The organism is Tabrizicola sp. T74 (genome assembly GCF_057219935.1).
This window is the reverse complement of the sequence record NZ_JBXVVT010000002.1, coordinates 123,158-134,763: the sequence shown is the minus strand read 5'-3', so window position 1 is coordinate 134,763 and position 11,606 is coordinate 123,158. Positions and strand designations below refer to the sequence as shown.

Annotated in this window: 11 protein-coding genes; 8 read left to right on the top strand and 3 right to left on the bottom strand. The window is 66.5% G+C overall.

Annotation, left to right across the window (positions count from 1 at the left end; genetic code table 11):
• Positions 1–68: 68 nt before the first annotated feature.
• Both AC2EAL_RS07345 and bchF read right to left on the bottom strand, forming a co-directional pair.
• Complete coding sequence (locus AC2EAL_RS07345) at positions 69–1,340, bottom strand: ferredoxin:protochlorophyllide reductase (ATP-dependent) subunit N (RefSeq protein ID WP_484723543.1); 1,272 nt, start codon at positions 1,338–1,340, stop codon at positions 69–71.
• Positions 1,337–1,834: a 2-vinyl bacteriochlorophyllide hydratase gene (bchF, locus tag AC2EAL_RS07340; protein WP_484723542.1), complete on the bottom strand. Its 498-nt coding sequence runs from the start codon at positions 1,832–1,834 to the stop codon at positions 1,337–1,339. Before bchF ends, AC2EAL_RS07345 begins: the two co-directional genes overlap by 4 nt.
• A 416-nt stretch (positions 1,835–2,250) precedes the next feature.
• On the opposite strand from bchF, the gene AC2EAL_RS07335 reads away from it, so the two are divergent.
• The 8 genes from AC2EAL_RS07335 to idi all read left to right on the top strand — a co-directional run bounded on the left by AC2EAL_RS07335 (position 2,251) and on the right by idi (position 10,781).
• Positions 2,251–3,000 carry a hypothetical protein gene (locus AC2EAL_RS07335; RefSeq protein ID WP_484723541.1) on the top strand — a complete coding sequence of 250 codons (750 nt, stop codon included), beginning with the start codon at positions 2,251–2,253 and terminating at the stop codon, positions 2,998–3,000.
• Positions 2,990–4,393: a transcriptional regulator PpsR gene (ppsR, locus tag AC2EAL_RS07330; protein WP_484723540.1), complete on the top strand. Its 1,404-nt coding sequence runs from the start codon at positions 2,990–2,992 to the stop codon at positions 4,391–4,393. Before AC2EAL_RS07335 ends, ppsR begins: the two co-directional genes overlap by 11 nt.
• A 97-nt stretch (positions 4,394–4,490) precedes the next feature.
• Positions 4,491–6,146, top strand: coding sequence for a magnesium-protoporphyrin IX monomethyl ester anaerobic oxidative cyclase (bchE, locus tag AC2EAL_RS07325; RefSeq protein WP_484723539.1), 1,656 nt, complete (start codon positions 4,491–4,493; stop codon positions 6,144–6,146).
• Complete coding sequence (bchJ, locus tag AC2EAL_RS07320) at positions 6,146–6,721, top strand: bacteriochlorophyll 4-vinyl reductase (RefSeq protein ID WP_484723538.1); 576 nt, start codon at positions 6,146–6,148, stop codon at positions 6,719–6,721. Before bchE ends, bchJ begins: the two co-directional genes overlap by 1 nt.
• 118 nt (positions 6,722–6,839) lie before the next feature.
• On the top strand, positions 6,840–7,739 hold the full coding sequence (gene chlG / locus AC2EAL_RS07315; RefSeq protein WP_484723537.1) for a chlorophyll synthase ChlG: 900 nt from the start codon (positions 6,840–6,842) through the stop codon (positions 7,737–7,739).
• Positions 7,736–9,028 (top strand): BCD family MFS transporter, encoded by a 1,293-nt coding sequence (locus AC2EAL_RS07310; RefSeq protein WP_484723536.1) that lies wholly within the window; start codon positions 7,736–7,738, stop codon positions 9,026–9,028. Before chlG ends, AC2EAL_RS07310 begins: the two co-directional genes overlap by 4 nt.
• Positions 9,029–9,030: 2 nt before the next feature.
• Entirely contained in the window at positions 9,031–10,209 is a 1,179-nt protein-coding gene (locus AC2EAL_RS07305) for a geranylgeranyl diphosphate reductase (protein ID WP_484723535.1), read from the top strand.
• Complete coding sequence (gene idi / locus AC2EAL_RS07300; RefSeq protein ID WP_484723534.1) at positions 10,209–10,781, top strand: isopentenyl-diphosphate delta-isomerase; 573 nt, start codon at positions 10,209–10,211, stop codon at positions 10,779–10,781. The genes AC2EAL_RS07305 and idi overlap by 1 nt, the downstream gene beginning before the upstream one ends.
• Here the strand turns inward: idi and bchO are convergent.
• Positions 10,746–11,606 (bottom strand): alpha/beta fold hydrolase BchO, encoded by an 861-nt coding sequence (gene bchO, locus AC2EAL_RS07295; RefSeq protein WP_484723533.1) that lies wholly within the window; start codon positions 11,604–11,606, stop codon positions 10,746–10,748. The genes idi and bchO overlap by 36 nt on opposite strands.

Genomic DNA, 11,606 nt, shown 5'->3' with positions numbered 1-11,606 from the left:
ATCCCTCCCCCACAGAGGGGGGAGGGAGGCGCTTGTGGCTGGCGTTGCGAGATATGTCAGGCGGGCGGTCATTCGGCTGCCCCCTGAAGCAAAGCGCGGCGGCGGAGGGGGCGGGAGAAGAGACCGGCGAGGTCTCCGGCCTGTTCGTAGAAGTGGACCGGGGTGAAGACCAGTTCGATCGCCCATTTGGTGGCATGACCGGCGGCCTCCAACGGGTTGGCGAGGCCCAGGCCGCAGACGGTGAGGTCGGGATTGAGCGCGGCGTGGCGGTCAAGCTGCAGGTCGACGTCCTGGCCTTCGGAAAGGACGGTCTGCGGCAGGAGCGCGAGTTCGGGCTCCATCAGGCCGCGGTGGAGGTAGGGGGTACCGACCTCGACCGGGACCATGCCGCATTCGCGGGCGAGGAAGCGCGCGAGCGGGATTTCCAGCTGGCTGTCGGGGAACATGAAGAGCGTCTTGTCGCGGAGCGTTTCCGCATGGGCGGCGACGGCCTTGCGGGCGCGGGCGCGGGGGGCGGCGGTGACGGCCTCGAACTTCTCCAGGTTCACGCCATGGGTCTTGGCGACGGCGCGGAGCCAGTCGGTGGTGCCTTCCTCGCCAAAGGGGAAGGGGGCACAGATGCGCTGGCCCCCCCGGCCTTCCAGGGCGTGGGCGGTGTCGGCCAGGAAGGGCTGGGTCAGGATGAAGCGGGTGTTTGGGCCGACCCTCGGTGCACCAGAGGCGCGGCGAGAGGGGAGGAAGGCGACGTTCTTGATGCCCATCTGGGTCAGGAGCGACAGGCACTGATCCTCGACCACATCGGGCAGGGCTCCGACGACGAGGAGGTTGGCGTCGGTCGTCTCCTCCAGGCCCGGGACCATCGCGGCGAGGCAGGCGTCTTCGCCTTGGGTGAAGGTCGTCTCGATGCCGGAGCCGGAGTAGTTGTAGACCCGGACCGAGGGCCCGTGGCGGGCGTTCAGGCGTTCGGCGGTGCGGGAAAGGTCAAGCTTGATGACCTCGGACGGGCAGGAGCCGACGAGGAAGAGCTGGCGGATGTCGGGGCGGCGGTAGAGGAGGCGTTCGACCTCACGCTCCAGCTCCACATGCGCGTCGGCGAGGCCGGCGAGGTCCTTCTCTTCGAGAATCGCGGTGCCGAATCGTGGCTCGGCGAAGATCATCACCCCGGCGGCGGATTGCAGGAGGTGCGCGCAGGTCCGGGAGCCGACCACGAGGAAGAAGGCGTCCTGCATCTTGCGGTGCAGCCAGATGATCCCGGTGAGGCCGCAAAAGACCTCACGCTGTCCGCGCTCGCGCAGGACAGGCGTGTGCAGGCAGCCGCTGGTGGGGGTGTCGAGGCTCATGCCGGGTGCCCCCTAGGTTCGGCGCTGTCAAGACGGGCGCGGCGGAGCTTCAGGAGGAACTGCGCGGCGTTGACGAAATAGGTGGCATAGGCCGCGAGCGTGATCAGCATCAGCTGCGTGGGCGCGATGGAATCTGTAAGCAGGCCATAGAGATAGATCGTGTGCAGCGCGATCACGCCGAAGCTGACCACGTCCTCCCAGAAGAAGGCGGGGGCGAAGAGGTACTGGCCGAAAACCACCTTCTCCCAGATCGCGCCGGTGACCATGATCGTGTAGAGAAGCGCGGTCTTGAGGAGGATCGAGACAGTCGCGGCTGTGTAGCCGTCACCCGTCATCAGGTAGCGCAGGACGAGGACCAGCGAGACCGCGCAGACCAGGAACTGGATGGGCGCAAGTATGCCCTGGACCAGGGTCCAGACGGTGGCATCGCGCCGTGCGCGCTGGCTGGGCGTGTACAGCGGTCTGGACCTGGTATCGGAGGCCGCAGCGGACATTCCTTACGCCTCGATATTAAAGCCGCGTTTACACTCATCGTAGTCAGGCAGCGTTGGCTGTCAATGCAGATTTACACATTTCCGCGAGGGTTTGGCATGAGAAGCGCCGCGTTCGCAGCCACTCGGCGCGCAACAGCATCTGGAAAAAATATATAAATTACATGAATTTACCGGATAGCGAAAGGCATGATCTGCACTGAATGTCAATTTTGGTAGACATGTTTGTCGGATTCAGGTGTCATGTTGACAACGAGTCGATGGCTTTCATTCGCGCTTGCGCAGTGCTAGCTTGCCCCGGCATCAGTGCATGGGCCCAGGGAGGGTCGCCGATGCGAGACAATGGTATACCGGAACCGCCCGATCAGGGATGTCTGGACTGGTTCGCTGGGCTTGCGCAGGAGGCGCTGGGTCGATTGGTGTCGGTTCGCGATCAGGACGGGGTCGGGGTCAAGCAAGAACACCTTGATCTGCTTCTCGAAACCCTGGCCAGTGACCTTTCGATTGATCCCGGCGTGCTGCTGGAAGCCATGATGTCGCGGCGCCTGCTCCCCGAGGCGGTGGCCTGTGGCTATGCCGGAGAGGCGGCGCGGTCCCTGGGCGCAAGCTGGGAGGCCGACAAGCTGAGCTTTGTCGATGTGACAGTCCGCAGCGAGCGGCTGCAGGCCCTGGTGCGGCGGGTCGACGAGATGCTGGTGTCGGCCAGCGCGTCTGCCGGACCTTCGGCGCTGATCGTGGTTGCCGAGGCGGAACAGCATACGCTGGGTGCCTCGATCCTGGCGCTGCAGCTGCGGCTTGCCGGATACAGCGCGCTGGTCCGCGTTGCGCCGGTGGCGGCGGATCTGTCGGTGCTGCTGGCGGCCAACCGGTTCGACCTGGCGCTGGTGTCGATCGGCTGCACGGCGGGGCTCGATTCGGGCATCGGCCTGGTGCGCACGCTGCGTCTGTTGTCGCGGGGCGAGCTGGTGATCTATGTCGGCGGCGCAGTTCCCGTGTCGGATGCGGAACTCATGTCACGGACCGGCGCGGACCAGGTTTTGCGCGACGTTTCCGCACTCATCGCGGATTTTGCGGCGCGAAGGGCAGTGCCTGCGCTTGATCGGCGCGACAAAAGAGGCGAAACGGTCGGCACAGGATCGTCGGTAAAGGGATATCACGGTGACACCTGACAGCCATCTGCCGCAGCCGCCCGACGATGCCGCAGCGCGCGTCGTGCTGGATCTGGTCAGTGCTGTCGCCGATCTGACGCTGGTCGTGACCCCCGAACAGGTGGTCGAGGCTGTGATCGTCAACCCGCAGTCGAGCCTGGCCGCCATGGCCTCGGGCTGGAAGGGACAGACGCTGGACGCCCTCTTCGCGCCGGAAAGCTGGTCCAAGCTGGGCCCGCGTCTGGCCGCGCCCGACCAGGCGCTGCCGTTGGAGCTGAACCACGGCGGCGCGGCGCAGTACGAGTTTCCCGTGCGCTATACGCTGCGGCGCTGGCCGGGGACCGACCGGATCCTGCTTCTGGGCCGCGACCTGCGGCAACTGGCGGAAGTGCAGCAGCAGCTGGTGCAGGCGCATCGCGCCATCGGCCGCGACCACGAGGCGCAGCGCGAGCTGGAGACCCGCTATCGGGTGCTGATGGAAGAGAATTCGCTGCCGCTGATGATCGTGTCGGAAACCACCGGGCGGATCGTGGACCTGAACAGCAGCGCTGCGCGGCTGCTCGGGGCGGCGCGGAATGACCTGTTGAACGCGCCCATCGCGCAGGAATTCGACGGGCGTCGGCGGGGCGAGCTGCTGGAATCGCTGGCGCGCAACGGCACCAGCGACGGGGCGGGCTATCTGGACCTGAACGTCCGCCGCACCGGGCAGCGGGTGAAGATCAGCGCCAAGATGTTCCGCGCCTCGCGCGACCGGCTGCTTCTGTGCCGCGTCGGGCTGTCGGAAAGCGCCCAGTCGCAGGAAAGCGACCGCGGCGCGATGATGCACAACCTGTTCGAGAAGGGCACCGACGCCATCGTCTTCCTGGACGGCAGCGGGCTGATCAAGGCCGCGAACGAGGCCTTCCTGAACCTGACCGACAGCCACAGCCAGTCGGTCGTGGTGGACCGGTCGTTCTCGGATTTCCTGTCGCGCGGGGCGGTCGACCTCAAGGTGCTTCTGGACAACGTCCGGCGCATGGGCCACCTGCGGCATTACCGTACGCGGTTGAACACGGATTACATGGGCGAGGTCTCGGTCGAGCTCTCGGCGACGCTGTTCCAGGACAAGGGCAAGCAGGTCGTGGCCATCGTGGCGCGCGATCTGGTGGTGTCGGATCAGGTGGTCTGGCCGGTAACGGGCACCGACAACGAGGGCCTGCGCAACGTGATGCGGCTGGTGGGCTATTCGACGCTGAAAGAGATCGTCGACGAGACGACCGAGATCATCGAGAAGATGTGCATCGAGGCGGCGCTGGAGATGTCCGGCAACAACCGGGCGGCGGCGGCCGAGCTTCTGAGCCTGTCGCGGCAGTCGCTGTATGTGAAGCTGCGCAAGTTCGGCATCCTGAACAAGGAAGCCAGCGACCAGGCGTGACCCGCTTGATGTAGGTCAAGTCGGTCCCCCTTCCGATCTGTCAATCTTGATTGACACCGCCCCTTCCGGCGGGTGCCTTGGCACGGAGGGCTCGCCCATGCGCATCGTCTTCATCCATCCCAACTATCACTCCGGCGGGGCCGAGATTGCGGGGAACTGGCCCCCGGCCTGGGTCGCCTATCTGGCGGGCAGCCTGAAGCGGGCGGGGTTTTCCGACATCCATTTCCTGGACGCGATGACCTATCACCTGGGGCCGGACGTGCTGCGGGCGAAGCTGGCGGAACTGCAGCCGGACATCGTGGGCGTGACCTCGATCACGCCGTCGATCTACGAGGCGGAGGAGGTTCTGCGCATCGCGTCCGAGGTCGCGCCGGGGGCCTTGCGGGTTCTGGGGGGCGTCCATGCGACCTTCATGTTCCGGCAGGTTCTGTCCGAGGCGCCCTGGGTCGACGTGATCGTCCGGGGCGAGGGCGAGGAGATCATGGTGGCCTTGGCCCAGGCGGTGCAGGATGGCCGCTGGCCTGCGGATCGGCGCAAGATCAAGGGGTTGGCGTTTGCCGAGGGTGGGGAGATCGTGGCGACGCAGGCGGCCAGCACGGTCAAGGACCTGGACGGGATTGATCCCGACTGGTCGATCCTGGACTGGGACAGCTACATCTACATCCCGCTTGGCGTGAAGGTCGCGATCCCGAACATGGCGCGGGGGTGTCCGTTCACCTGTTCCTTTTGCAGCCAGTGGAAGTTCTGGCGCGATTACCGGGTGCGGGACCCGAAGAAGGTCGCCGACGAGATCGAGCGGTTGGTGACGGATCACGGGGTGGGGTTCTTCATCCTGGCCGACGAGGAGCCGACCATCAACAAGAAGAAGTTCGTGGAGTTCTGCCAGGAGCTTATCGACCGGGGCCTAAACAAGCGGGTGAAGTGGGGCATCAATACCCGCGTCACCGACATCTATCGCGACCGGGACTTGCTGAAGTTCTACCGTGAGGCGGGGCTGGTCCATGTCTCCCTGGGGACCGAGGCCGCGGCGCAGTTGAAGCTGGATCTCTTCAACAAGGAGACCAAGGTCGAGGAGAACAAGGAAGCGATCCGGCTGCTGCGCGAGGCGGACATCTTCACCGAGGCGCAGTTCATCGTGGGGTTGGACAACGAGACGCCGGAGACGCTGGAAGAGACCTACCGGATGGCCTGGGACTGGCAGCCGGACCTGGCGAACTGGTCGATGTATACGCCCTGGCCGTTCACGCCGCTGTTCCAGGAAATCCGCGATCAGGTCGAGGTGTTCGACTACTCCAAGTACAACTTCGTGACGCCGATCATGAAGCCTGCGGCGATGACCCGGGGTGCCTTGTTGGAGGGCGTTCTGAAGAACTACCGCCGCTTCTACATGAAGAAGGCGTTGTTCCATTACCCCTGGCGGGGGACGGGGTTCAGGCGGCGGTATCTGCTGGGCTGCCTCAAGGCGTTCCTCAAGGCCGGGGTGCAGCGCAGCTTCTATGACCTTGGAAAGCATGGCTATTTCAAGCCGGTGAAGCGGGACAACCTGGAGTTCGGGTTCGATACCTCGCGCACCATCGCCGAGGCGCAGATGGCGGATTGGGAGGCTTCGGCGGACAAGGCCGCGAAGGCGGCAGAGCGGCGGGCGGCGGTGAAGGCGCAGATGAAAGAGCGGGCTTTGGATCGCGCGGTGCCCGATCCTGGGCCGATGGCTTGCGGGGGCGGTCGCGAACAGATGCAGGAGCCGGCGGAGTAATGGAGGCTGGCCGGATCGGGCCGAACGCGATCCTGCAGCTTGCGGACGTGCTGGAGCGGCGGTGGGGAGGCGAGCGTCTTTCTGCGGTGCTGGCCGAAGCGGGGGTTTCGCGGCCGCCGCGCGATGCCGGAATGCTGCCCGAGGCGGACTGCGCGGCGGTGCATCAGGCAGTGCGGCGGTTGCTGCCCGGGCCTGAAGGGCTGTTGGAGGAGGCGGGGCTGGCGACGGGGGACTACATCCTGGCGCACCGGATTCCGAAGCTGGCGCAGGCGGTGCTGCGGGTGCTGCCCGGCGAGTTGGCGGCGCGGGTTCTGACCAAGGCGATTGCCAAGCATTCCTGGACCTTTGCCGGGACGGGGGAGTTCCGGGTGGACTCTTCGCGTCCGTTGGTGGTGTCGGTGGCGCGGAACCCGCTGGTGGCGGGGTGGAAGGCTGGGACGCCGCAGTGCATCTGGCATGTTGCGGTGTTCCGTCGGCTATATGGGCGGTTGGTCTGGCCTTCGGTTGAGGTGCGCGAGGTGGCGTGCTGTGCCTGTGGCGATGCGGCCTGTCGGTTCGAGATTTCGCCCCGGTAGCCCCCCCACCCGCATCCCCTCCTCACGGTAGGGGAGGAGAGGCGTTTGGGGCAGCGGTCTGGACCTTCGCGGCAATGTAATCCTTGCCAGACTCGGCAGTGTCAGGTTTAATTGACACATGAGCGACGCACTCATCCACACCCCGCACAGCTGGCCGGAACCCCGTGCCATGCTGACATTGATCAAGCCGATCACCTGGTTCCCGCCGGTCTGGGCGTATTTGTGCGGCGCGGTGTCGTCGGGCGTGCCCCTGGGCGCGAACTGGGGGACGGTGGTTTTGGGGATGGTGCTGGCCGGTCCCATCGTCTGCGGGATGAGCCAGGCGGCGAATGACTGGTGCGACCGGCACGTGGACGCGGTGAACGAACCGCATCGGCCCATCCCCTCGGGGCGGATACCGGGGCGGTGGGGCTTGTGGATCGCGCTCGCGATGACGGTGCTGTCCTTGGTCGTGGGCTGGATGCTGGGGCCCTGGGGCTTTGGCGCTACGGTCGTTGGTGTGATCGCAGCCTGGGCCTATTCGGCAGAGCCTGTGCGGCTGAAGCGGTCGGGCTGGTGGGGGCCGGGGCTGGTCGGGCTGAGCTATGAGGGCCTCCCTTGGTTCACTGGGGCGGCGGTGCTGCTGGGAACTGCCCCGAGATTCGAGAACGTGATGATCGCCGCGCTATATGCCTTTGGCGCGCACGGGATCATGACGCTGAACGATTTCAAGGCCTTGGAGGGTGATCGGCAGCATGGCGTGCGCTCGCTGCCCGTGGTGCTGGGGCCGGAGGTCGCGGCGAAGATCGCCTGCACGGTGATGGGCATGGCGCAGCTGCTGGTGGTGGCGCTGCTGGTGATCTGGGGCAAGCCTTGGCACGCGATGGCCGTGCTGGCGGTGCTGGCCGTGCAGGTCGCGGCGATGCGGGTGTTGTTCCGCGATCCGAAGGGCAAGGCGCCCTGGTACAACGGGACCGGCGTGGTGCTGTATGTCACCGGCATGATGATTTCCGCCTTTGCGATCAGGGGGTTGGCATGACCTTGTCCTGGGTTCAGATCGTCCGGCTTGGGTTGGTGCAGCTGTGTCTGGGCGCGATCGTGGTCCTGATGACCTCGACCCTGAACCGGGTGATGGTGGTGGAACTGGCGCTGCCCGCTTTGGTGCCGGGGCTGCTGGTCGGCTTGCACTATGGCATCCAGATCACCCGACCGAACTGGGGCTTCCGGTCGGACACCATGGGCAACCGGACGCGGTTTGTCGTGGGCGGCATGGCCGTGCTGGCGCTGGGGGCGATGCTTGCGACGCTGGCCGTGCTGTGGATCCCCGAGGCGAAGGCCCTGGGGCTGGCGCTGTCGGTGCTGGCTTACGGGCTGATCGGGGTTGGGGTCGGGGCGTCGGGCACTTCGCTGCTGGCGCTTCTGGCAACGGCCACCGCGCCGCGCCGGAGGGCGGCGGCGGCGACGATCACCTGGCTGATGATGATCTTCGGGATCGCGGTAACTGCCGGGGTCTCGGGGCAGTTTCTGGACCCCTACACTCCGGCCCGGCTGATGGAGGTCGTGACGGTGGTCTGCGTCGGCGCCGTCGTTCTGACCGGTGCGGCGATCTGGGGGATCGAGGCGCGGGTGGTGGCGGCGCGCGAGCCCGCAACGATGCCGTTTCGGCAAGGGATCGCAGAGATCTGGAGCGAACGCCGGACCCGGAACTTCACCCTGTTCGTGTTCCTGTCGATGGTCGCCTATTTCATGCAGGAGCTGATCCTGGAGCCCTATGCGGGCCTCGTCTTCGGGTTCACTCCCGGCCAGTCGACCAGCCTTTCGGGCGCGCAGAACGGCGGGGTCTTTGTCGGCATGGCGCTGGTTGGCGTGCTGGCGACCGGGTTCAGGCTGGGGAGCCTCCGGGTCTGGGTCAGTGCGGGTTGCCTTGGGTCGGCGGCGGCCTTGGCGGCGATCGTCGCGGTTGGCCAGGCGGGGCTGCCGCTTCTGGTGCCGGCGGTCGTGGCGCTGGGCTTTTTCAACGGCATGTTCGCGGTCGCGGCCATCGGGTCGATGATGGCGCTGGCCGGCGAGGGGCGCGGCGCGCGCGAGGGCACCCGCATGGGGCTTTGGGGCGCGGCGCAGGCGTTGGCGGCGGGCTTCGGCGGGCTGCTGGGCGCGGTGCTGGTCGATATTGCTCGTACCGTACTGCCCGATGTGACGGCTTTCGGCGCGACCTTTGCGCTGGAAGCGGGGCTGTTCGTGATCGCGGCTGTCATCGCGATGAGGGTGCTGCAAACCATTCCCGACCGGCGGCAGATGCCCTCCGGTCTGGCCATTCCGGGAGAGTGACCATGTATGACGCATTCGTGGTGGGCGGCGGGCCTTCGGGCGCGACAGCGGCGGAGGACCTGGCGCGCGCCGGGTATCGCGTGGCTCTGTTGGACCGGGACGGGCGGATCAAGCCGTGTGGCGGGGCGATCCCGCCGCGGGCGATCAAGGATTTCGACATTCCGGACCATCTGGTCGTCGCCAAGATCAAGACGGCGCGGATGATTTCGCCGACGGGCCGCGCGGTCGATATCCACATCGAGGGCGGCTATGTCGGCATGGTCGACCGCGAGGATTTCGACGAATTCCTGCGGGATCGCGCGCGAATGGTGGGGGCGGACCGGTTGACCGGCACCTTCCTGCGGGTAGAGCGCGATGCTTCGGGCACTCACGTCGTCTGGCGCGAGAAGGCGTCGGGGCAGGAGCAGCGGTCGTTGTGCCGGGTCGTGATCGGGGCCGATGGGGCGAAGTCGGGGGTGGCTCGGGCGGAAGTGCCGGGCGGGGACAAGATCCCGTATGTCATTGCCTATCATGAGATCATCAAGGCTCCGCCGGCCAATGCGGGTTATGACCCGGTGCGGTGCGATGTGGTCTATGACGGGCAGATCAGCCCTGACTTCTACGGCTGGGTGTTTCCGCATGGCGACAAGGCCAGCGTCGGGATGGGGACCGAGGACGGGGCGGTGGACCTGAAGAAGGCTACTGCGGACCTGCGGGCGATGTCGGGCCTGACCGATTGCGAGACGATCCGGCGCGAAGGCGCGCCCATTCCGCTGAAGCCCTTGGACCGTTGGGACAATGGGCGGGATGTCGTGCTGGCCGGGGATGCGGCGGGGGTTGTGGCTCCGTCCTCGGGCGAGGGCATTTACTACGCGATGGCCGGGGGGCGGGCGGCGGCGACGGCGGCTCAGGCCTTCCTGCGGTCGGGGAAGGCCAGCGAGTTGAAGATGGCGCGGAAGATGTTCCTGAAGGAGCATGGGACCGTGTTCAAGGTCTTGCGGTCGATGCAGAACGCGTATTATCGCAGCGACGACCGGCGCGAGCGGTTCGTTTCGCTGTGCCATGACATCGACGTCCAAAGGCTGACCTTCGAGGCCTACATGAACAAGAAGCTTGTCGCAGCGCGACCCTTGGCCCATCTGAAGATCGGGGTGAAGAACGTGATGCACCTCATGGGAGTCGTCAGTCCAAAATGGTCGTGATGGAGCCGATAGACCTGCCGATCCCGGCCTTCGGGCCGGACGGGGTGCTGCGCCCGGTGGGCAAGCTCGCCGTGCACCGGCAGGGTCTGCGGCATCCGGCGGTGTCGGTCTTTGTCCTGCGCGGTGGTGAGATCCTGATCCAGCAGCGGGCGGCGGGGAAGTATCATACCCCCGGGCTTTGGGCGAATACCTGCTGCACGCATCCGATGTGGGGTGAAACGGCTGCCGATTGCGCGGTGCGGCGGCTGGGGCAGGAGCTGGGGATTTCGGGCCTGGACCTGCGGCATGTCGGGCAGGTGGAGTATCGGGCCGACGTACCGGGCATCCGCGAAAACCTGATCGAGCACGAGGTGGTCGAGGTCTTCGTGGGCGAGGCCGGGTGGCCTTTGGACCTGGAACTGGACCCCGACGAAGTGCAGGCGGTGCGGTGGGTCTCGCTGGATGCCCTGCGGGCCGAGATTGACGCGAAGCAGGAGGCGTTTACGCCCTGGCTGCGGATTTACCTGGAGAAGCACGCGGCGATGATCTTTGCGGAGTCAGGGCTGGCCGAGGCTGTCCAGGATCAGGGCTGAGAGGCCGTCCTCCGTTTCCTCATGCGCCAGGTGGCCGAGCTTCGGCAGTAGGTGCAATTGTGCGCCCGGGATGCGTTTGGCCGCGTCGATGGAGACCTGGGCAGGGACGGCGCGGTCGCCTTCCGAGGCGATCAGGGTGACTTTTGTGGTGGTCTGGGGGAGGCGGTTCAGAAGCGGCTGCAGCTTCCAGTCGGCCATCATGCCGAGCGCGCCTGTGACGTGGTCTGCGTCGCGGACGAGCCGCAGGTATTGCGCGCGGCCTTCCGGGTCGAGGGGCGAGCCGGTGCCGGTCAGGATCCGCTCTACCGTGCCGGGGCGGCCGAAGAAGGCGGTGATGCCCGAGGACACGAAGGGGAGCGTGGCGAGGCCCTTGGCGATGATCGGGAAGAGGAAGGCGGCGGCACCGTCGAATTCCCCCAGCGCGGCGTTGAGGCCGATGACCTGGGGGATGGGGCGGAGTTCGGCCATGCGGAGGCCGATGGCGGCGCCGGCGGAGTGGCCGATGACGGCTTGGGGCTGGATGTGGAGGGTGTCGAGAAGCGTCCAGAGGTCCTGCGCCATCGCATCGAGGCCGAGGCGGCCTTGGAAACCCTTGGCGGAAAGCCCATGGCCGGGGAGGTCGGGGGTGATTGTGCGGTAGGTTTGTGAGAGGCCGGGGATGGTGCGGCGGAAGCTGTGGAGGGAGGCTCCGGTGCCGTGCAGGAGGAGGAGCGTGGGGGCGTCGCACGGGCCGGTGTCGGCGACCCAGAAGCGGTGGCGGCCTGCGGTGATCAGGCTCGATTGGGCCTTGAAGGGCCAGTCGGCGGGGAGCGAGGCAGGGGTCAT